Source organism: Citrobacter sp. wls714 (assembly GCF_005281025.1).
In the GTDB taxonomy this organism is placed as follows: Bacteria; Pseudomonadota; Gammaproteobacteria; order Enterobacterales; family Enterobacteriaceae; genus Citrobacter; species Citrobacter werkmanii.
Window position 1 is genome coordinate 105,263 of sequence record NZ_SZWZ01000028.1, and the last position, 21,753, is coordinate 127,015.

General features: G+C 51.8%; 15 protein-coding genes. 5 read left to right on the forward strand and 10 right to left on the reverse strand.

Going from position 1 to position 21,753, the window contains the following annotated elements:
- The first annotated feature begins 18 nt into the window (after nt 1–18).
- Nucleotides 19–1,932: a BglG family transcription antiterminator gene (locus FDX11_RS05485; protein WP_137397597.1), complete on the forward strand. Its 1,914-nt coding sequence runs from the start codon at nt 19–21 to the stop codon at nt 1,930–1,932.
- Nucleotides 1,933–1,964: 32 nt separating this feature from the next.
- Here the strand turns inward: FDX11_RS05485 and nrdG are convergent, their stop codons facing one another.
- The 6 genes from nrdG to FDX11_RS05515 all read right to left on the reverse strand — a co-directional run bounded on the left by nrdG (nt 1,965) and on the right by FDX11_RS05515 (nt 11,374).
- Nucleotides 1,965–2,429: an anaerobic ribonucleoside-triphosphate reductase-activating protein gene (gene nrdG, locus FDX11_RS05490; protein WP_061382751.1), complete on the reverse strand. Its 465-nt coding sequence runs from the start codon at nt 2,427–2,429 to the stop codon at nt 1,965–1,967.
- A 120-nt stretch (nt 2,430–2,549) separates the two neighbouring features.
- On the reverse strand, nt 2,550–4,688 hold the full coding sequence (gene nrdD, locus FDX11_RS05495) for an anaerobic ribonucleoside-triphosphate reductase (protein WP_038636715.1): 2,139 nt from the start codon (nt 4,686–4,688) through the stop codon (nt 2,550–2,552).
- Nucleotides 4,689–5,067: 379 nt separating this feature from the next.
- Complete coding sequence (locus FDX11_RS05500; RefSeq protein WP_042312726.1) at nt 5,068–5,652, reverse strand: fructose PTS transporter subunit IIA; 585 nt, start codon at nt 5,650–5,652, stop codon at nt 5,068–5,070.
- A 1-nt stretch (nt 5,653) separates the two neighbouring features.
- Nucleotides 5,654–7,357: a sugar phosphorylase gene (locus FDX11_RS05505; protein ID WP_042312723.1), complete on the reverse strand. Its 1,704-nt coding sequence runs from the start codon at nt 7,355–7,357 to the stop codon at nt 5,654–5,656.
- The gene (locus tag FDX11_RS05510; RefSeq protein ID WP_137397598.1) at nt 7,354–9,963 is read right to left on the reverse strand and encodes a glycoside hydrolase family 38 C-terminal domain-containing protein; all 2,610 of its coding nucleotides are present in this window, start codon (nt 9,961–9,963) and stop codon (nt 7,354–7,356) included. Before FDX11_RS05510 ends, FDX11_RS05505 begins: the two co-directional genes overlap by 4 nt.
- Before the next feature lies 1 nt (nt 9,964).
- Complete coding sequence (locus tag FDX11_RS05515) at nt 9,965–11,374, reverse strand: PTS fructose transporter subunit IIC (protein ID WP_137397599.1); 1,410 nt, start codon at nt 11,372–11,374, stop codon at nt 9,965–9,967.
- A gap of 180 nt (nt 11,375–11,554) precedes the next feature.
- Between FDX11_RS05515 and FDX11_RS05520 the strand changes: the two genes are divergently transcribed.
- Nucleotides 11,555–12,214, forward strand: a complete 660-nt coding sequence (locus FDX11_RS05520) for a MurR/RpiR family transcriptional regulator (RefSeq protein ID WP_042312717.1) — start codon at nt 11,555–11,557, stop codon at nt 12,212–12,214.
- A gap of 4 nt (nt 12,215–12,218) precedes the next feature.
- Here the strand turns inward: FDX11_RS05520 and FDX11_RS05525 are convergent, their stop codons facing one another.
- The 4 genes from FDX11_RS05525 to treR form a co-directional block, all read right to left on the reverse strand.
- Entirely contained in the window at nt 12,219–12,962 is a 744-nt protein-coding gene (locus tag FDX11_RS05525) for an oligogalacturonate-specific porin KdgM family protein (protein ID WP_061382756.1), read from the reverse strand.
- Nucleotides 12,963–13,123: 161 nt separating this feature from the next.
- A complete protein-coding gene (treC, locus tag FDX11_RS05530) occupies nt 13,124–14,776 on the reverse strand; it encodes an alpha,alpha-phosphotrehalase (RefSeq protein ID WP_137397600.1) in 1,653 nt (550 codons plus the stop codon).
- A gap of 49 nt (nt 14,777–14,825) precedes the next feature.
- Nucleotides 14,826–16,244, reverse strand: a complete 1,419-nt coding sequence (treB, locus tag FDX11_RS05535) for a PTS trehalose transporter subunit IIBC (protein ID WP_042312710.1) — start codon at nt 16,242–16,244, stop codon at nt 14,826–14,828.
- 110 nt (nt 16,245–16,354) lie between these two features.
- On the reverse strand, nt 16,355–17,302 hold the full coding sequence (gene treR / locus FDX11_RS05540; protein WP_042312708.1) for a trehalose operon repressor TreR: 948 nt from the start codon (nt 17,300–17,302) through the stop codon (nt 16,355–16,357).
- A 190-nt stretch (nt 17,303–17,492) separates the two neighbouring features.
- On the opposite strand from treR, the gene mgtL reads away from it, so the two are divergent.
- The 3 genes from mgtL to FDX11_RS05555 all read left to right on the forward strand — a co-directional run bounded on the left by mgtL (nt 17,493) and on the right by FDX11_RS05555 (nt 21,752).
- Nucleotides 17,493–17,546: a mgtA regulatory leader peptide MgtL gene (mgtL, locus tag FDX11_RS25230; protein ID WP_137350111.1), complete on the forward strand. Its 54-nt coding sequence runs from the start codon at nt 17,493–17,495 to the stop codon at nt 17,544–17,546.
- 144 nt (nt 17,547–17,690) lie between these two features.
- Nucleotides 17,691–20,399, forward strand: coding sequence for a magnesium-translocating P-type ATPase (gene mgtA / locus FDX11_RS05550; RefSeq protein WP_137397601.1), 2,709 nt, complete (start codon nt 17,691–17,693; stop codon nt 20,397–20,399).
- 375 nt (nt 20,400–20,774) lie between these two features.
- Nucleotides 20,775–21,752 (forward strand): TRAP transporter substrate-binding protein, encoded by a 978-nt coding sequence (locus FDX11_RS05555; protein WP_042312705.1) that lies wholly within the window; start codon nt 20,775–20,777, stop codon nt 21,750–21,752.
- Nucleotide 21,753 lies beyond the last annotated feature (1 nt).

Below are 21,753 nucleotides of genomic sequence, written 5' to 3' on the forward strand. Positions count from 1 at the left end.
ACTGATGAGGAAACTGACGTGCGATTCCCCAACCAACGTTTAGCGCAGCTATTTGGCATGTTGCAAAACGAAGCGCTTCCACAGGACGAGCTGGCGCAGCGGTTGTCGGTTTCCACACGCACCGTACGGGCGGACATCACCGCGTTAAACGCACTGCTCACCCAGTATGGCGCGCAGTTTGTCCTCAGCCGGGGTAACGGTTATCAGCTCAAAATTGACGATCCGGCAAGTTTTCATGCCCTGCAGACGCAGCAGCCCGACACGTTGCTGCGTATCCCACGCACCAGCCAGGAACGGGTTCACTGGCTGATAGCTCGCTTTCTGACGTCGGCCTTTTCGCTGAAGCTGGAAGATTTGGCTGATGAATGGTTTATCAGCCGCGCGACGCTGCAAAACGATATGGCTGAGGTGCGCGAGCATCTGCAACGTTATCACCTGACGCTGGAAACGCGCCCCCGTCATGGCATGAAGCTGTTCGGCAGCGAGATGGCGATCCGCGCCTGTTTGACCGATCTGCTGTGGATGCTGGCACAGCAGGATCCGCAGCACCCATTGGTGACCGAAGAAGCATTGAACGCCGGGATCCCTGAGCAACTGCAACCCGTTTTGCAGGACATTTTTTCCCGTTTCCATATCCGCCTGACCGATGAGGGCGAGCTGTTTTTGCGTTTGTACTGCGCGGTGGCAGTACGGCGGATTAGCGAAGGGTATCCGCTACCGGAATTTGCCGCAGAGGAAGCCGATCAATCTGTATGCCTGGCCACGCGGGAAATCGCGGCGGTATTGCATCGGTTGGCGGATAAACCGCTCTCCATTTCTGAAGAGAACTGGCTGCAGGTGCATATTGCCGCCCGTCAGGTTCAGGAGATCGCCCCCAGTGCTATTAATGCGGATGATGACGAAGCGCTGGTTAATTACATCCTGCGGTTTATCAACAGCCAGTACAATTACAACCTGTTGAATGACAAACAGTTACATGCCGACCTGCTGACGCATATTAAAACGATGATCACCCGGGTGCGCTACCAGATAATGATCCCCAATCCGCTACTGGAAAATATTAAACAGCACTATCCGATGGCATGGGATATGACGCTGGCCGCCGTCTCGGGATGGGGCAAATATACGCCGTACACCATCAGTGAAAATGAGATTGGTTTCCTCGTCCTGCATATCGGTGTTGGGCTGGAGCGTAGTTACAACATTGGTTATCAAAGGCAACCGAAAGTTCTGCTGGTATGCGATGCCGGAAATGCGATGGCGCGGATGATTGAAGCGGTGCTGGCGCGTAAATATCCGCAGATAGAAATCGTCGATACCGTGACGCTGCGCGACTACGAACAGCGGGAAAGCATCAGCGAAGACTTCGTGATTTCGACCGCGCGAATCGGAGAAAAAGATAAGCCTGTGGTGATGATTGCGCCGTTCCCTACCGATTATCAACTGGAGCAGATTGGCAAACTGGTGCTGGTCGACAGAACCCGTCCGTGGATGCTGAACAAATTTTTCGATGCCGCCCATTTCCGCATTATCGATGGCCCAATGGATCAACAAACGTTGTTCAATACATTATGCCGTCAGTTGCAGGATGAAGGCTTTGTCGATGCGGAGTTTCTTGATTCGGTTGTCGAGCGTGAGGCCATCGTCAGCACTATGCTGGGTGACGGCATCGCCCTGCCGCACTCCCTCGGTCTGTTGGCTAAGAAAACGGTGGTCTACACCATCCTCGCCCCGCAGGGAATTGCCTGGGGCGATGAAACGGCGCACGTGATCTTCCTGCTCGCCATCAGCAAAAGCGAATACGAAGAAGCGATGGCTATCTACGATATTTTCGTCACTTTCCTGCGCGAACGCGCCATGACGCGGCTCTGCGCGTGCCGGAATTTCACCGAGTTCAAAACGGTCGCGATGGAGTGCGTGAGTCGTTTTTAAAGGCGGAAAACAGAATATTAACCGCCTGGAGATCAACGCAAATGATGCACGACCTGGTTGCTGCTACCGCGCCAGATAAGCGCCGGGTCTTTCAGGTCCTGCACAAATTTACCATCGACCAGCACGTTGATGAAATCGACCACCTGCATCTGTGCGGCGTTGAGTTCATCGAGCTTGTAGCCGGTCCACACCCAGATATCTTTCCCCGGACACTCAGCGTGAATACGCTGTACCAGTTGCAGGATATCCGGCACGTTTTGCGGATGCAGGGGATCGCCGCCCGACAGCGAGATCCCCTGACGGTGAATACGCGTGTCGTTCAGATCGGCAATGATCTTATCTTCCATCTCTTTGGTAAACGGCTCGCCGGAATTGAGCCGCCAGGTACTTTTGTTATAGCAACCGGGACATTCGTGCACGCACCCTGATACAAACAGGGTGCAGCGGGTTCCTGGGCCGTTGACGATGTCGACGGGATAGTATTGATGGTAGCGCATAGCGGGTGTCCAGAAAGCATGTAGGCCGGATAAGGTGCTTGCACCGCATCCGGCAACATTGTGATGCCTGATGACGACGCGATTGCGTCTTATCAGGCCTACGGCCTTTGCAAACGGATATTAACCGATCTGCCCATTGCCTAAATGCTTAACGCGGCGCTTCACTTCTTCCTGCTTGCCGGCGTTAAACGGACGTGCGTCCGGGCTGCCTAAATAACCGCACACGCGGCGGGTGACCGACACGCGCGCGGCGTCGTGGTTACCACATTTCGGGCAGGTGAAGCCTTTGCTGGTGCACTCGAACTCACCGGTAAAGCCGCACTCGTAGCACTCATCGATTGGCGTGTTGGTTCCGTAATACGGCACGTGCTGATAGCTGTAATCCCAAACATCTTCCAGCGCTTTCAGGTTGTGCTGAATATTCGGGTATTCGCCGTAGCAAATGAAGCCCCCGCTCGCCAGCGGCGGATATGGCGCTTCGAAATCGATCTTATCGTACGGGTTCACCTTCTTCTCCACGTCGAGGTGGAAGCTGTTGGTGTAGTAACCTTTGTCGGTTACGCCCGGCACCACGCCAAACTCGGCGGTATCCAGACGGCAGAAGCGGTCACACAGATTTTCACTCGGCGTGCTGTACAGGCTAAAGCCGTAGCCAGTCTCATCTTTCCATTGATCGACCGCCTGACGCAGACGTTCCACAATGGCGATACCTTTGGCGCGCAGCTGCTCGCTGTCATACACATGCTTGTCGCCAAACAGCGCGTTGATGGTTTCGTGAATACCGATGTAGCCCAGAGAGATAGATGCGCGACCGTTTTTAAAGATTTCAGACACGTCATCGTCCGCTTTCAGACGCACGCCGCAGGCACCTTCCATATACAGAATGGGTGCAACGCGGGCTTTTACGCCTTCCAGACGCGCGATACGGGTCATCAGTGCTTTACGCGCCAGTACCAGACGGTCGTCGAGCAGTTTCCAGAAGGTGGCTTCATCGCCATGGGCTTCCAGCGCGATACGCGGCAGGTTGAGGCTGATAACGCCGAGGTTGTTGCGACCATCGTGAACCTGTTCACCATTCTCGTTTTCCCACACGCCGAGGAAGCTGCGGCAGCCCATTGGTGTTTTGAACGAACCGGTGACTTTGACCACCTGATCGTAGTTCAGGATGTCCGGATACATACGCTTGCTCGCGCACTCCAGCGCCAGCTGCTTGATATCGTAGTTCGGATCGCCAAACTTGTGGTTCAGACCATCGCGAATCGCGAACACCAGTTTCGGGAACACCGCGGTTTTACGGTTTTTACCCAGGCCAGCAATGCGGTTACGCAGAATAGACTGCTGAATCAAACGCGATTCCCAACTGGTTCCCAGGCCAAAACCAAAGGTGACGAACGGCGTCTGACCGTTGGCGGTATGCAGGGTGTTCACTTCATATTCGAGGGACTGGAATGCGTCGTAGCACTCTTTCTCGGTACGGGAATGGGCATAACCGTCGGCGTCCGGGATCTGCCATTCTTCAGCGGTTTTACGATGTTTATTAAAGCTCTCGGTCACGAACGGCGCGAGAACCTCGTCAATACGGTTAATGGTGGTACCGCCATAAATATGGCTGGCAACCTGCGCGATGATTTGCGCGGTCACGGCGGTCGCGGTAGAGATGGATTTTGGCGGTTCAATCTCCGCGTTACCCATCTTAAAGCCCTGCGTCAGCATACCTTTCAGGTCGATCAGCATGCAGTTAAACATCGGGAAGAACGGCGAGTAGTCGAGATCGTGATAGTGAATATCACCACGCTCGTGCGCCTGAACGACATCACGCGGCAGCAGGTGCTGGCGCGCATAGTGTTTGGCGACGATACCGGCCAGCAGGTCGCGCTGGGTCGGGATCACTTTACTGTCTTTGTTGGCGTTTTCATTCAGCAGAGCAGAGTTGGTTTGCTCAACCAGACCACGAATTTCCTGGTTCAGACGGCCACGTTTTTCACGCTGGATATCACGGTCGTGGCGATATTCGATGTACGCACGGGCGAGTTGTTTGTACGGGCCAGACATCAGCTGGTTTTCTACCGCTGTCTGGATCTCGTTGATATCGACCTGGCTGCGCTCATTCATCAGGCTACTAACGACTTCTGCGACGGTGGCACAGTAATCTGCGTCATCGACTCCCGCTGCTTTAGCTGCACGCAGAATGGCTTCTTTGATGCGCTCTGATTTAAACGGCACTTTACAGCCATCTCGTTTCATCACATGCGGTGTCATGATCACTCCATATTTATAAGAACAGGTTATCCACAGAGGTTGGGGAAGCGGCCATGGCTTTATTCATCTCTATTGCCAATGACTTCCCGCAATCCTGACCCACGTTATCCACAATTCCACCGTGAAGCGGTGCATTGTAGTTGTAGCAATTATAGGCGATTAATACAACATATTGGGTCGGCGTGCATTTTAAGTTCTATATGTAGTGATTTGCATCAAGGATGTTTACGATTTTTTTGATGTAGCGCAAAGTAAAAATCGGAGCGTACAGATGACGGGCGCTACAGCCGATTGTAAATTACCCTTGGAAAATTCTGATTATTTATTCAGCAAAAACAGGAAGGTAAAGCTGGGCAGGTATCACACTGCCCAGTAAGGGTTATGATGATAACGACTGCATCCAATGGATACCCGCGTTAATGAAGGCCGCAAGGGCAACCAGACCCAGAATAAGAGGGACAAGGCGCTGACCTTTCACGCGACGTTCTGGCGCTTCCTGAGCAGGGGCAGTGCTGGGTGAGAGCAGCGTTAACACCTGTTCTACGGACGTGGCATTAAGAATGGCGTTTCGCATCTCATCCTCAACCAGCGACGAGGTAAGCTGGGTCAGCAATTGCATATGCGTGGTGCCGGCTTCATTTGGCGGAATCGCAAGCAGGAACACCAACCGTACAGGTTCAGGCCCTTCAAGACCCGGCCACAATATCGGCTCGGGAAAGAGGGCGACACAAAACGATGCCTTTACGACAGAGTCACATTTTCCATGAGGGACGGCCAGCTCTTCGCCCAGTGCCGTTGGTCCTTCCTTTTCTCGGCGGAGAACGCTGTCAATAAAATCCTCGTTATTAGTAATCAGTCCGCATTCAAACAGTGCCGAAGACATATGCCGAATAACTGCATCGGGAGAAGTGTGCGGTGGATCGATAAAAATTAATTCAGAGCGAGTAAGTGCCGACAGTTCCATATTATTCCTCCGGTTGCGTCGCGGTACGGATCCATACTGTTTGCCAGCCGGTTAGCAGGCAAGCGCCGTTAAAGGGTGTCCCCATCAGAAGATCTGTTCCTTCGGTGGGCAAAGAAAGTGGTTGTGTGATTGCAGTGAGATTGACAACACAGTACAGGGTTTCTCCCCCCATCTGGCGTTTGACACCAAACAGTGCGTCTGGCAGTTCAAGGACTTGCTGAGACGATGATGGTGAGAAAGCGGGATGCTGTTTACGTACCCGAAGTAATCTCGACAGCGCAGCATAGATCTTCGCTTGTCGGGATTCAGGGGTGACTAATGCCTGATGCGTGGCGGCGAAATCCAGCTTTTCACGGTTAATGCGACGATTTAGCCCTGATGTATTAAGCCCGTGCAGATCGTTTTCACTACCAAGAAGACTGTGGTAGTAAATTGCAGGTACGCCCCGCAGCATAAAGAGGATGGCGTGAGCGGCGGCGAACCTGGCGACCTGTCTGTCAGTAGCCTCCCCCGGTTCGCTTAATGCACTCAGGAAGTTTATATTCATTTCATAAGGTGACTGGCTGCCGTCAGGATTGGTACGCCAGGAAATACGCCCTTGCTTGCGTTCTACTTCATTGACCAGAAACGTTTTTTCTTCCGTAGAGAGGATATTTTCAACGGGTCTCAATCCAATGCCGTCGTGGCTGGCGAGAAAATTGAAAAAGGTGGTGTTGTCTGGAAACGTTTCCTGTTCCAGGCTTTGCGCCCACTGACGTAGCCAACGCGCATTGCCGCGCAGGAAAGCGTGTAACGTCAGAGGGGGTAACGGGAACTGATACACCATGTGAGCCTCATCCCCTGAACCCAGATAGCTGATATTTTCCTGATGTGGCACATTGGTTTCGGTAATCAACAGGCAGTCAGGCCAGTTCTCTTCCAGAATCGCTCGCCAGAGTTTTATGATCAGATGGGTCTGCGGCAGGTGAATACAGCTGCTGTTGCTTTCCTTCCACAGGAAGCCTACGGCATCGAGTCGAATCGCCTGGGCGCCGCGTGAGGCATACTCCAGCATAATATCAATGCTTTCCAATAAAACGTCAGATTCACGAAAATTGAGATCGATCTGATCGGCGCTGAATGTCGTCCAGATGTGTGACGTTTCCCCTGTCGATCGCTTGAAGGGGGTAAGCAACGGCAGCGTCCGTGGGCGGGTTACCAGATGATAATCCTCATCCGGATCGGCGTTGATAAAGTAGTTCTGGTAGCGAGGCTCGCCGCGAAGATAGCCCTGAAACCAACGGCTTTGCTGTGAAATATGGTTAATCACAAAATCGAACATCAAATTAAAATCGCCAGCCAGTGCCGCAATATCTGACCATTGCCCAAGATTGGGATCAATCTGCCGGTAATCCACCACGCTGAAACCATCATCGGAGGACCAGGGGAACATAGGTAACAGATGGATATCGCTGATCGTCCCTTTTAACCACAGTTTTGCAAACTGGTGGAGAATCGACAGAGGATTTTCCCCTTGCGCGCAGATGCTATCACCATAGGCGATCATCCAGATGCGGCTCTGATCTAACGGTACTGCCGTTTGTGTTTTGGGTTTCCAGTATTGGATAAGTTGCTCAATTTTTGCCGCGATTGCCTGATGATCAGCTTGCGGATAGAGCTGCGCCAGCGTCTCGCGGATAAATGTTTCACGCGGGGAATTATTCATACTTTTACGTGACGCTCCGGTTGTGGGAGAAGGAAATCGCAGGTGGCGAACGGTGCAATTTCATGGCAGTGTTCAACGGGTTCTTCCAGATAGTTAATCTGTGACATCTCTTGCAGAAATGGCGGAAGCTCAACCGGATGCTCTCCGGCATTGAAAACACGTAGGATCGTGCCATTTACCGTCTGGGCGTGGGGGAGCGCCGAAAGAATGAGCGGCTCTGGAAGCGACAGCAGGCTGAAGGTTTCTGGAAGTGAACGCGGTGTAAAATTGAGCGTGAAGCGTTCCAGGCGGTTATCCAGTGTGTTCAATTTCTGATTCTGCCAATTGAATGGCTGGCGTAGCACTCGGGTTTCCAGGCGACGTAATGTCAAATGGTCGGCGCGTTCGGCGAGAGACAACGTCAGGCTAAAATGCAGAGGCTTGTGTAACTGAGCTTCTGGCGTGTAAATGACAGTGTTATTGATTCCGGAAGCGCGCCCAGGACGCCAGGCCAGATCGTCACGCCCTAAAACGCCTGTCGATTTGAAGAGCGTCAGCGCAAGCTGCGAGGTCCCGTTTTGCAGGATCTGAAATTCCTTCATGCCCAGGCTGTTAACGATCAGCGCCTTGTTGTTTTCCGCAATGGCAATAATTCCCTCACTGGTTTCAATATCGACGGGCTTCTCGCGATAATGTTGCCGCCAGTCAGCGGGGGCATCGGCCACGGGTCGGTGAATAATGCCGAAAGGCTGTGAGGCTATTGATTCACGGGTGTGAATATCGCTGTTGATCAGCAGACGCAGACGGTGGTCGCAAACCTTGTTTTCCACATGAGCATCAATGAAAAGTTGGGCTTCACCTTGGCGTAGCTCGCATACAATCTGTACCGGACAATCTTGTGTTGCACGTTGGCTTAATGAAGAAGGCAGACTGAGAGTGATTCCTAGCGTTAAACGCTCGACATGCTGACTTTTTTCACAAGCGAGGAGCGAAAAATTATTGAACTGGTTGGGGATATCGCCCTCCAGTGGCGAAAAATCATAACTGTCGCCAGCATCTGCACAGTCTTCAAACGCTAGCAGATCAGCAATTACCCTACCGCTGCGTTTATCCTCAAACGTCAGCGTTCCACCACCCAGGGTTAGCCGATAATGCTCATTCTCAATATGGCTTTCAGCACAAGAGCGGAGCGTAGAGACTGCGTGCTCACTCTCGCGAACGGCAATATTGATGTAACCCAGCGCGGGCAACTGTGCTACGTCGATGGCGACTTGCGAGCGGTAATAAGGCGCAAGCTCAACTTCTTTTTCACCCTGCGGCGTAACCTGAATCATGCGTCCGCCGGGGAGTTCCGTTTGTTCTATCATGCTAAATGAGAGAGGCTGCTCATCAATGAAGAGCTTCAGGGAGGGCGTGCGGCTGTACAGTGTGGCGTTGATGATCCCGGACCAGGACGTAGCGCCGGGGTTTACCACAACGAGATCGTTCTCCTGGCTACTGGCCATCGCCAACTCTTTCATCACCAGATTCCACAGGCTATGGCTGAGTTGTTCGGTCTGTTCCAGGCGGTGAAGAATGTCCCGATTAGTCGCATCACTGTTGCATCCGCCTATGGAGTCATGGGCATGATTGCGTAACAGGTTTTTCCAGATTTGATCAACCCACTGGAGGTTGACATCAATGCCATGCTGGCGAGCCAGCGCGATCGTTGGCTCCAGTTTACCCAGTAAAAATTGCTCGACATCGTAATTTTTCTTTTTAATGTCGTAGCGGACGGAGCCGATGGTTTTGTGGATCCGGGTATAGCGCGGTGACTTCAACTCTCCTTGCCAGCAGGTAAATCCTTTGGCTTGCTGACGAAGCGTATCGATATACGTTTCCAGCGATGAGAGCAGGAACCGATCACCTTCTGATGATTTTTTACTGACTGTCTGCAGAATTTTCGGCAAGTTGGGATCGATGTTGACCTGATCGCCGCCGCAGGGCAGGAGCAGGTCATTCAGGCCAGAACGTTGACGGATGAGATTAACCATCGGAAAGATTTTTTCTTGCAGGTGCGCATCGTCTGGCTGAATGTTTTTGGCCGCGCCATAGCCGAACGGCATTACGCAGGCAATCACTTCCGAGCCTGACGGCGCACGCCAGATAAACTGGCTCTGCTCAGCCTGAGTATCATGATTAATGCCCCGCCAGAAAACGATGTTATCCAGGTTGCATCCGCGGAGCAGTGTAGGGAGTTGGCTGTTATGACCAAATGTATCGGGCAGATAGCCCACCATCATAGCATGACCCAGTTTTCGCGCAGAAAGAATGCCGTATTTCAGGTTGCGGATAATCGATTCGCCGTGAACGTTGAAAGTATCCGTTTGGGTATACCAGGGGCCTATAAAAAGCCGTTTGTGTTTGACGAGTTTTTTCAGACGGTTAACATACTGCGGATTGACGGCCAGAAAATCCTCAACAACAGCGGTTTGTCCATCGAAATGGTAACAGGTGTAATCGGGGTGAATTTCTAAAGTGTCGATAACATCGGCAAAGTTTCGCGATGCCAGAATATTGCTGTCCTGTAGGGTGAAATACCACTCTTGATCCCAGTGCGTGTGCGCGATGACATGGATATGACTCATTTTACTTTCCTGAATTTGTTGCCAGTTTCGGGCTGAAGAAAAGCACGCCTAACGCGCACACCAGAGAGCCTGCGAAAACACTGATTAGATAACCCGTAACGTTGGTGGCAAGCGGCCATCCCCAAACGGCAGGCAGCGGTAAAGATTGTTTGACACCTAACGTTGTGGCAATGAGTGCGCCTGCCATTGCCCCGACCATAAATACCGGGATCAGACGGGGATTCTTCAGAATAAATGGGATCGCGCCTTCAGAAATCCCAATGAAACCCAGTAGCAGTGAAGTGCTACCGATAGTTTTTTCTTCGCTGTTAAATACGTTAGGAAGGCCGAAGCGGTTATTGAGCAATGCAGCAATGCCGACGCCGATTGAAGGGATGACAATGGCCAGCTCTCTGGCGGTTAAATCGAAGGTCTCACTCACGCCGTTAAGTCCCAGAGCCACTGAACCCGCCGCTTTGTTAATCGGCCCGCCGAGGTCGAAAGCAGTACCTGCTGCAATCATCAGCGAGTAAAAATTGCGTCCAGAGTCGCCAGCAGAGGTAAAAAAGGTCACCATCGCCTGGTTTAGTGCGCCAAAAATTGGGTTAATCAGGTACTGCATGACAATCACCAGCGTGATACCGGTGCACATAGGCACAATCAGCATGGTTTTTATAGTGGTAATTTGCGGACGTACTTTTATCGTATCGTTGAACCACTGCACCAGATGACCGACAAAAAAGCCGATTGCGATAGCGCCAAAAAATCCCGAGGGCATAAAACCTTCGAGATCAAAAAAGCGCTTATAGACTTCGTCAGACATAATACCGCCGATAAGGCCAGGTATTAACGCCGGTTTTCCAGCGATAGAAAAGGCGAGATACATGGCGAATACCGGGTACATAAACTTGATGACCATAAAGCCCAGTTTATCCAGCACCTCAAACGGTGTTCCGTTGATGGGAATGAATTGCCCGGTTATTTTCGCTACCGCCATGAGTAATCCACCGAGCACCACGACAGGCAACATATAGCTAATTGCCGCCATAATATGTCCGATAAAGATCTGCCAGGCGGAACGGCGTTCTTCTGGTTCGTCATTGGCGGTAGTCGTATCTTTATCCAAAGCCAGCGCCCGATGAATAGAGTGGTCGGTATTCTTGATTAGTTCCTGCGTACGTATTTTGAGATGAGGTACGTTCTCAAAACGTTCGGCATCCTGGACAGGGACATCAACCGCCAGGATGATAGCATCAGCACTGGCGATATCTTGACGGGAGAGCTTATTTTTAACTCCGTCGCTTCCTTGTGTTTCGACCTTAACGTTAAAGCCGTTTTCTTTTCCCCAGGCGACAATTTTGTTGGCCGCCATAAATGTATGCGCAATACCTGTAGGGCATGCTGTTACTGCAACTATTTTTTGTGGTGTCATTGTCAAATCTCTGAAAATAGAACTACAGGAATTATAAAGAGAAATAAAAAGTCCAATAAACGTTTGGTGATACTTATTGCGTATGGGGATACCTGAAACATGATAGTGTGATTCACATTGCAGTGTCTGGTATAAGATACGGGTATGATCAATCTATCTTTAGTTAAAGAGTGCTGTTTTATGAATTCTTTTCAAGGTAATGAAAGGTTAATATTTGAATATATACAGTGTCATGCACATGAAATCTCTGGTATTTCCGCCAAAGTGATTGCTACCGAGACGTTCACCACCACCACGTCCGTGAATCGAGTGTGTAAAAAAATGGGGTATCAAAGCTATACCGAATTGCGGTATCAGTTTTCACGAGACAGACGTGTCGCGGAGCCGGTGAAATTTAGCATAGGCAACGAAAAAGAAGAGCTGATAATACAACTATGTAACCAATTGATTAATTCAAGTCATATATTTTTATATTCACGCGGGGCATCGCTGACCAGTTTGAATTATCTTTCTCGTTTTCTTTCGCTGGCGAGTTTGCCCCATTTAATTCTCAATGACATTCACCAGCTCACACGGGTTTCCCAAGGAACGCTGGTGCTCATCAGTAAATCAGGTGAAACTGCCTCGTTAGTTGAAATGGCAAGAAATGCGTTGCGTAAAGGGCTAAAAATAATTGCGATTACCAAGAGAGGATCAACATTAGCGACGCTGGCAACACTGTGCTGGCCTCTGGACATTGATATTGATGCGATTTCTTTATACCAACGGGAAGGCCAGCTTGAACTGCTTACTGTGGTTGACCGCATCGGTTGCTATTTGCTGCAACACGATGCGGCGTGAAACATCAGAGCTGCTTAACAATCCCCAGACGCACGGCGTAATCATTTTCATGATCCCCGTGGTCATTGATGTAGGTTTTATCAAGAGATACTAACTCAACATACGGGGTCCAGCCATCGTCCAGTTTATAATTGAACGCCACGGTATGCTCCCAGTATGTATCATCACCTGTTCCCTGGTCGACACCATCCTGCCAGCGGAAACGAGGATTATAAGACATACCAAAATTACCAATATTATAGGCAAACCAGAGATCGAACTGGTGTGACTCGCGGCGAGTGTAACCGCTACCGTCTAATTTTCTGTCACTGTGGGAGTCGTTTATTGTGTTATAGCGATAGCGCGCTGAGAGATTAAGTCCATTATCAAAAGATTTCCAACCCTGAATAAAAGGTCGATAGTGCGTGTTGCTGGAAGTAAATACAGTAACTAAGCCTGGTGCAATTGCATAACCATTACCTAAGTCAAAACGCCAGCGAGTTTCTATTTCTTGAGCTGCTTCAGTCACACCTTTATCATCGGGATCGTTTCTATCGGTATCGCCAAAAAACGTGTCATTGTGATTTTGTGCAGCCTCAACGGAAAAATAAAAACCGTTGTCAGCCTGATGCATAACTTTAATTCTTGAGTCATTTGCTTCAGAGTTTGTGTTATGACCAAAGCGTAAATCAACTGCAGTATTCCCACACCATCCTTGGCTGCTAATCAGTAATGCTGAAATAGTACATGTTCTAATAAGATTTTTCATAATATCCTGCCGGGTAATATAATAAGAGGCAGGTGTATTTTTATTTTATTCCCCAGAGCTTGTAAATTTTATCATGGTACATTTCAGGTATCGCTATACATCCCATACGAACTGCGTAATTGAAGATACGAATAATGACGCTTATCCGTATCTTTGCGCCATTATTTATGCAACCACCAGACGGCTTCAAAAGGACGCAGCGTCATGTCAACGGGTTGGCTGGCGACCTCGTCATAGTTGTGCATAAGCACCTGCCAGTTTCCGTTGGTATGAGTCGGTTGCCAGTTCTGGAAGGTATCACTCAGGTTGGCAATGACCAGCAGCCGCTGTCCTTGCCATTCGCGCTGATAACACCATACGAGTGGGCTGTCTGGTAACAGATCCTGGTAGTCGCCCCAGGTAATAACCGGCTCCGTTTTGCGCAAGGCGATCAGCTTCTGATAGGTGTAAAACACGGAATCGGCATCATCAAGCGCGGCTGCCACGTTAATATCCGTCGCATTGTCGCACAGTGCGATCCACGGCTCGCCCTGGGTAAATCCGGCATGTTTGCTGCCGTCCCATTGCATCGGCGTGCGGCTGTTATCGCGAGATTTACTGGCGAGGATTGCCAGCAACTCTTCGGCATCGCGTCCCTGAGCGTTCAGTTCCGCGAACATGTTAAGGCTTTCTACGTCGCGGTAATCGGTAATCTGGCGGAAGTGCGGGTTGGTCATGCCAATCTCTTCCCCCTGGTAGATATAGGGCGTGCCCTGCATGCCGTGCAGCACCATCGCCAGCATTTTGGCGGCTGGCACACGGTATTTCCCTTCCTCGCCAAAACGCGACACGATGCGCGGCTGGTCGTGGTTACACCAGAAAAGCGCGTTCCATGCCTGATTGTGCATCCCTTGCTGCCAGTGGCGGAACAGAGTTTTGAGCGCCACGTAGTCCGGTTTGGCTAACGTCCATTTTTCACCGTTGGGATAATCCACCTTCAGGTGGTGGAAGTTAAAAGTCATCGACAGTTCGCTGCCGTCCAGCGCGGCGTATTGCTGACAGTTTTCCAGCGTGGTGGAAGACATTTCGCCGACCGTCATCAGGCTACGTGGGGTGAAGACGTCGCGGTTCATCTCGCGTAAAAACTCATGCGCGCGCGGGCCGTCGGTATAAAAACGGCGGCCATCGCCGTCGGGATCGTTCGGGAAGTCCTGATCTTTGGAGATAAGATTGACTACGTCGAGACGCAGGCCGTCCACGCCGCGAGCGGCCCAGAACTCGCAGACTTTTTTCAGCTCGGCGCGTACCGCCGGGTTTTCCCAGTTCAGGTCGGCCTGCTCCGGGGCAAAGAGATGCAGATAATACTGCTCGCTTTCGGCGTGCCAGCCCCAGGCGCTGCCGCCAAATTTTGACTGCCAGTTGTTCGGCGGGGTGGTCGGTTCGCCGTCACGCCAGAAATAAAACTGACGATACGGGCTGTCTTTATCCAGCGCCTCACGAAACCAGGAATGCTGGGTTGAGGTGTGGTTAAACACCATATCCAGAATAATGCGTATGCCGCGCGCTTTCGCCGCTGCTACCAGTTCGTCAAAGTCTGCAAGCGTGCCGTAAGCCGGATCGACAGACATGTAGTCGGCGACGTCGTAGCCGTTATCAACCTGCGGCGAAATGTAGAAGGGTGTCAACCAGATGGCATCAACGCCCAGTTTTTGCAGATAGTCGAGACGCTGCGTTACGCCGCGTAAATCACCCGTGCCGCTGCCGGTGGTGTCCTGAAAGCTCTTGGGGTACACCTGATAGATAACGCCGTTTTGCCACCAGTGTGGAATATTCATTGCTGTTTCCTGGAGATACGATGGGGCGCAACTGCGCCCCGAAGAAAAGTTAAACAATCTGTAATGTGCCCTGACGGTATTTACGCTGGTAGACGAATGAGGTCAGTACCATCGGGATAACAATCGCGATGACCATCGCCATGCCAAATACCTGCCAGTAAGTTGGCTGAATGGAGAGGATTCCCGGCAGGCCGCCGACGCCAATGCCGTTCGCCATCACGCCGTTCAGGCCGCACAGCAGACCGGCGAGACCGGAGCCGATCATCGCGCACAGCATCGGGAAGCGGTATTTCAGGTTGATGCCGTACATCGCCGGTTCCGTTACCCCGAGATAAGCCGAGATCGCCGCAGGTACTGATATTTCGCGTTCATTGTGTTTGCGGCTGGAGATAATGATGCCGACCACCGCGGAAGCCTGAGCGATGTTTGACAGCGCAATCAGCGGCCATACCGGCGTACCGCCCATGCTCTGGATCATCTGCATGTCGATAGCCAGCGTGGTCTGGTGTACGCCGGTGATCACCAGCGGCGCATACAGGAAGCCGAACAGCGCCGCGCCAATCGGCGCAAAGCTTCCGGTCATCAGATGACGAACCGCGAACGCCACGCCGTCGCCGATCATGCGGCCAAACGGACCGATAAAGGCGTGCGCAAGGAACACCGCGAGGATCAGCGAGCACACCGGGACGATCACCAGATACAGATAATCCGGGACGATGCGTTTCAGGCGCGTTTCAATAAACCCGAGCGCCAGACCGGCCAGCAGGGCCGGAATAACCTGCGCCTGGTAGCCCACTTTCTCAATGCTGAACAGGCCGAAGTTCCACACTTCCGGCACCTGTTGACCGAGCAGATAGGCGTTCATCAGCTGCGGCGAAACCAGGGTCACACCCAGCACAATACCGAGGATCGGCGTGCCGCCCATTTTCTTCACTGCTGACCAGCAGATCCCGACAGGCAGATAGAAGAAGATCGCTTCGCCAATCAGCCACAGGAAATCGTAGAGGGTTTTCAGCGACGGATGCATCTGCGCCAGCGTCTGCCCGTTACTCATTGGCAGATCGCCGATCACATTACGAAAACCTAAGATCAAGCCGCCGCTAATCAGCGCAGGCAGCAGAGGGAAGAAGATCTCTGCAAAATGGGAAATCAGCTGTTCATGCCACTTCATATTCTGCCGCGCGGCTTTTTTCGCCTGCTCTTTGTCGGCACTGGCCTGGCCGGTGGTCGCCAGCAGTGCTTTGTAGTAATCGCCCACCTCGGTGCCAATCACTACCTGAAACTGCCCGGCGTTGGTGAAGCAGCCTTTGACCATCGGCAACTGCTCGATCTCTTTCGGCCTGGCATTCGCAGGCTGATTCAGTACAAAACGCAGGCGAGTGATGCAGTGACTCACCGTAGCGATATTGTCGCGCCCGCCTACCAGCTCAATCAGCCGGTCGATGTCTGCTTGTTTTACTTTGCTCATTATTAAGCCCTGTTGTTGACCTGCCGCCAGAGTATCTCTTCGATGAATATTTAAAAATGGGAACGTTCCCGAAACGCAGCGAAGATCACAAATTAGCGCTCAGAAAGCGATCAGGCGAGGGTGGAGGGAATAACGATTTGTCGCAGTTCGCTACGGCCGTTGATCTGCTCGATCAGCTGTGAGGCCGCTTGTCGTCCGGCCTCAGCGTAGCCTGGATCGACGGTGATAATTTCCGGATGGAGGAATTTCATCAGCGGTGTGCTGCCCACACTCGCCAACTGCAGATTTTCAATCCGCTGCTCCTGCAGATATTTGCTGACCCCAAGGGCAAGGGTATCCGTCGCACAGACTAAGGCGGTGGTTTCCGGGGTGATGACACTGGCGGCCTGCTCATAACCCTGCTTCATGGCCAGACCCGGCAGTGCGGCAACCGGATGCAGTTTGTGTTTCTTACAGAATGCCAGGTAGGCTTCATGACGGCGCTTACCAGTGGTCACGTCGCTATGGGGAACACCAAGAAAGCTAATATGGCGGTGGTCGCGATCGTATAAACGCTGCATCAGGTTATGAATAGCACCCTCATCGTCATAGCAGACGGAGGCAAAGCCTTTGGCATCTCTGGCCAGCAGTACCAGAGAATCCTGCCAGGAAGTGAGCATCGTTTCGGTAATGCCGGTAAAACCAAACAGCACCACACCGTCAATATTGCGGCGTCTGAGCATGCCCAGATGTTCTTCGACCAGTTCAGGCGAGAACTGGCTTTCCATCATGATCGGATCGTAACCCTGCTCATAAAAAGCGGGCAGCATGGTCTGCACAGCGAGATTTTCTGAAAGAGAATCCAGGCGCGTAACGATAATCGCCACCACCTTGTCGCTTTGCCCACGCATGGCGCGTGCGGAGCGGGAAGGGGAAAAACCGTGCTGATTCATCACCGCTTCGACGCGTTCACGAGTACGTTCGCTGACGCCGCTTTCGTTGTTGAGAACGCGGGAAACCGTGGATTTCCCCACACCGCTTAAGCGGGCGATGTCTTTAATGGTCAGCCGATTTTGCATCCTGTTTTCCCGTGTCGCGTGTGAAGTTATGCCAAAAGAGAATAACTTTACTCAAGCACAGTGCAATGGGCAAAGTCTGGTATACGTTTGGTTTAGTTTCTATGGTTTATCATACCGCCATAATTGCCACAAACCTTATGGTTTTCTGCGTATAATCCGCAGCGCTTATCTTTCACTTACCGGAGGCTATATGGATCCCGATCCCACCCCTCTCCCGAGACGGAGAAACAAAACTTTCCGGTAAGCCTGTCTTTCACTGTCTTACCGGATGCGTAAGACAGTGACGTTCTGACGTCCCTGTTGTGATTTGAAAATTGCCATCAGGCAAGGCTTTGCCACGCCTGAAGGATTTACTGCGCCCGTTAAGACTGGCGCAGGGGGACTGCCTATGTTCAAAAATATGACTCGCCAGCTGTTTGCCCGGCTTAACCGCCATTTACCGCATCGTCTGGTACATCGCGATCCGTTGCCCAATGCGCAAACCGTTGCCAGCACGCCGATCCCGCCCTCACTGAGCGAACATTGCCTGAAAATGGCGCTGATGGACGAAGCCGCGTTGTGGAAAACGTTTGGCGCGCACCCGGAAGGATTAAACGCTACAGAGGTCGAGAACGCTCGTGAAATCCATGGCGAAAACCAGTTGCCGGCGCAGAAGCCGTCGCCGTGGTGGGTGCATCTGTGGGTCTGCTACCGCAATCCGTTTAATATTCTGTTGACCATTCTTGGCGCCATTTCCTATGCCACTGAGGATCTGTTCGCTGCTGGCGTCATCGCGCTGATGGTCGCCATCTCGACGCTGCTGAATTTTGTGCAGGAGGCGCGTTCTACCAAAGCAGCAGACGCGCTGAAAGCGATGGTCAGCAACACCGCCACGGTGCTGCGTGTGATCAACGAAAAAGGGGAGAACGGTTGGGTTGAACTGCCGATCGACCAGTTGGTACCCGGTGATGTTATTAAGCTCGCGGCAGGGGATATGATCCCGGCGGATTTACGTATCGTCCAGGCGCGCGATCTGTTTGTGGCGCAGGCTTCGCTGACCGGTGAATCGCTACCCGTGGAGAAGGTCGCAACCAGCCGCGACCCGCAGCAAAGCAACCCGCTGGAGTGCGATACCCTGTGCTTTATGGGCACCAACGTGGTGAGCGGTACGGCGCAGGCTATCGTGATTGCGACCGGAGCCAATACCTGGTTCGGGCAACTGGTGGGCCGCGTCAGCGAGCAGGAAAGCGAGCAGAATGCCTTCCAGAAAGGGCTCAGCCGCGTCAGCATGTTGCTGATCCGCTTTATGCTGGTGATGGCGCCCATTGTGCTCATCATTAACGGCTATACCAAAGGCGACTGGTGGGAGGCGGCGCTGTTTGCGCTGTCTGTTGCGGTGGGGCTGACCCCGGAAATGCTGCCGATGATCGTCACCTCGACGCTGGCGCGCGGGGCGGTGAAGCTGTCTAAACAAAAGGTCATCGTCAAGCACCTTGATGCCATCCAGAACTTTGGCGCGATGGATATCCTGTGCACCGATAAAACCGGGACCCTGACCCAGGATAAAATTGTGCTGGAGAATCATACTGATATTTCCGGCAAACCCAGCGAGCACGTTCTGCATTCTGCGTGGCTGAACAGCCATTACCAGACCGGGCTGAAGAATCTGCTGGATACGGCGGTGCTGGAAGGCGTGGATGAAGAATCTGCCCGCCAGCTCTCTACCCGCTGGCAAAAAATCGATGAGATCCCGTTTGATTTCGAACGTCGCCGCATGTCGGTGGTGGTTGCTGAAGAAACTGATGTACATCAGCTGGTGTGCAAAGGCGCGCTGCAGGAGATCCTCAGCGTCTGCACCCAGGTGCGCCACAACGGCGAGATTGTCCCCCTGGATGAGGGCATGCTACGTCGGGTAAAACGCGTCACGGATACGCTGAACCGTCAGGGGCTGCGCGTAGTGGCGGTGGCCACCAAGTACCTGCCCGCGCGTGAAGGTGATTACCAGCGTATTGATGAGTCGGATTTGATCCTCGAAGGCTATATCGCGTTCCTCGATCCGCCGAAAGAGACCACCGCTCCGGCGCTGAAAGCGCTGAAAGCCAGCGGTATTACGGTGAAAATTCTCACCGGTGATAGCGAGCTGGTGGCGGCAAAAGTGTGCCATGAAGTGGGGCTGGATGCGGGCGATGTGGTGATTGGCAGCAGCATTGAAGGGTTAAGCGATGACGAACTGGCAAAACTGGCCCAGCGCACCACGCTGTTTGCCCGCCTGACGCCGATGCACAAAGAGCGCATTGTTACGCTGCTCAAGCGTGAAGGCCACGTGGTTGGCTTTATGGGCGATGGCATCAATGACGCTCCTGCGCTGCGCGCGGCGGACATCGGTATCTCTGTTGATGGCGCGGTCGATATTGCGCGTGAAGCGGCAGATATTATCCTGCTGGAAAAGAGCCTGATGGTGCTGGAAGAAGGGGTGATCGAAGGACGCCGTACTTTTTCTAACATGTTGAAGTACATCAAAATGACCGCCAGTTCTAACTTCGGTAACGTGTTTAGCGTACTTGTGGCGAGCGCCTTTTTGCCGTTCCTGCCGATGTTGCCGTTGCACTTACTGATCCAGAACCTGCTGTACGATGTATCTCAGGTGGCGATTCCGTTTGATAACGTCGACGAAGAGCAGATCAAAAAACCACAGCGCTGGAATCCTGCTGAACTGGGCCGCTTTATGATCTTCTTTGGGCCGATCAGCTCGATCTTTGACATTCTGACCTTTTGCCTGATGTGGTTTGTCTTCCATGCCAATACGCCAGAGCATCAGACATTGTTCCAGTCGGGCTGGTTCGTGGTGGGCCTGCTGTCGCAAACGCTGATTGTGCATATGATCCGTACCCGTCGCGTGCCGTTCATCCAAAGTCGCGCCGCATGGCCGCTGATGCTAATGACGCTGGTCGTGATGGTGGTGGGTATTGCATTACCGTTCTCGCCGCTGGCCAGCTATCTGCAATTGCAGGCGCTGCCGCTGAGCTACTTCCCGTGGCTGATTGCGATTCTGGCGGGCTACATGACATTGACCCAATTAGTGAAAGGTTTTTATAGCCGTCGCTACGGTTGGCAGTAAACATCAAACTTCTCAGCAGGATGGTGTAAATACCATCCTGCATTTCTCTTTTTCATTCGAAAGATATTCCCACGAAATATTAGTGTTTTATTTTTATTGAAATACTAGCGGAGGGAATTAGTATCAAATCGCCTTCCTTGCGTTGTTTTTTTATCAAGAAAACGATCTGCGTTGCAAAAATGAAACACTGTGCTAAAAATTATTAGCATCTGCGATTTTTTGTGAACACAGTCATCGAAATAAATTGTTACACCAGCTAGTCTGCACAGGTAACGTCGTTAAGAAAGTTTCTCGCTGCCCGTTTTAATTCCGGCAGTCATTTGCTCTGCAAGCTATTCCTGTTAATGGATATTATGAACTTCTGGAGAAGGACAAATGAAACTGACAAAAAAACTGTTAAGTCTGTGTATTGGCGCGTCCGTATTACTGGCGAGTCATGCAACGCTGGCACAAACTTTTCGCGCCGCGGATGTGCATCCGGCTGATTACCCGAACGTTGTCGCAGTGAAACATATGGGGGAGAAACTCAGCGCTGCGACCGATGGCCGTCTGGAGATTAAAACATTTCCAGGTGGCGTGTTAGGTGATGAAAAACAGATGATTGAGCAGGCGCAATTAGGTGCTATCGATATTATTCGCGTCTCAATGACGCCTGTTGCCGCCATTCTTCCTGAAATTAACGTGTTTACCCTGCCGTATATCTTTCGCGATGAAGACCATCTGCATAAGGTCCTTGACGGCATGATCGGTCAAGAGATTGGCGACCGTCTGACGGCTAATACGAAATCGCGGTTGGTATTTCTTGGTTGGATGGATGCCGGGACGCGCAACCTGATTACCAAAAATCCGGTGGTGAAACCGGAAGATTTACACGGTATGAAAATCCGCGTTCAAGGGAGTCCGATAGCGCTGGATACCCTAAAAGCGATGGGAGCTAACGCCATCGTGATGGGCGTCAGCGAAGTGTTTAGCGGTATGCAAACCGGCGTTATTGATGGCACAGAGAATAACCCGCCAACATTTGTTGCGCACAACTATTTACCGGTCGTTAAAAACTATACCTGGAGCAAACACTTTATTATTCCTGAGCTTTTTCTGTTCTCCAAAGCCAAATGGGATAAATTGAAAAAAGAAGACCAGGAACTCATTATTAAGCTCGCCAAAGAAGCGCAGATAGAACAACGCAAACTTTGGCAAGAATATAATGCGAAATCTTTGGAGACTATGAAAGCCAATGGCGTTCAGTTCCACGATATTGATACTGACTATTTCTATAAAGCCACGCAGTCAGTGCGGGATAATTACGGTAAAGACCACCAGGATTTGATCAAACGTATTCAGGATGTGAAGTAAT

Bases quoted from the DNA above. Each gene is read 5' to 3' on its own strand.
- treC (WP_137397600.1), bottom strand. From the start codon at position 14,776: ATGAATATTCCACACTGGTGGCAAAACGGCGTTATCTATCAGGTGTAC.
- FDX11_RS05505 (WP_042312723.1), bottom strand. From the start codon at position 7,357: ATGAATAATTCCCCGCGTGAAACATTTATCCGCGAGACGCTGGCGCAG.
- treR (WP_042312708.1), bottom strand. From the start codon at position 17,302: ATGCAAAATCGGCTGACCATTAAAGACATCGCCCGCTTAAGCGGTGTG.
- FDX11_RS05515 (WP_137397599.1), bottom strand. From the start codon at position 11,374: ATGACACCACAAAAAATAGTTGCAGTAACAGCATGCCCTACAGGTATT.
- nrdG (WP_061382751.1), bottom strand. From the start codon at position 2,429: ATGCGCTACCATCAATACTATCCCGTCGACATCGTCAACGGCCCAGGA.
- FDX11_RS05555 (WP_042312705.1), top strand. From the start codon at position 20,775: ATGAAACTGACAAAAAAACTGTTAAGTCTGTGTATTGGCGCGTCCGTA.
- treB (WP_042312710.1), bottom strand. From the start codon at position 16,244: ATGAGCAAAGTAAAACAAGCAGACATCGACCGGCTGATTGAGCTGGTA.
- nrdD (WP_038636715.1), bottom strand. From the start codon at position 4,688: ATGACACCGCATGTGATGAAACGAGATGGCTGTAAAGTGCCGTTTAAA.
- FDX11_RS05525 (WP_061382756.1), bottom strand. From the start codon at position 12,962: ATGAAAAATCTTATTAGAACATGTACTATTTCAGCATTACTGATTAGC.
- FDX11_RS05500 (WP_042312726.1), bottom strand. From the start codon at position 5,652: ATGGAACTGTCGGCACTTACTCGCTCTGAATTAATTTTTATCGATCCA.
- FDX11_RS05510 (WP_137397598.1), bottom strand. From the start codon at position 9,963: ATGAGTCATATCCATGTCATCGCGCACACGCACTGGGATCAAGAGTGG.
- mgtA (WP_137397601.1), top strand. From the start codon at position 17,691: ATGTTCAAAAATATGACTCGCCAGCTGTTTGCCCGGCTTAACCGCCAT.
- FDX11_RS05520 (WP_042312717.1), top strand. From the start codon at position 11,555: ATGAATTCTTTTCAAGGTAATGAAAGGTTAATATTTGAATATATACAG.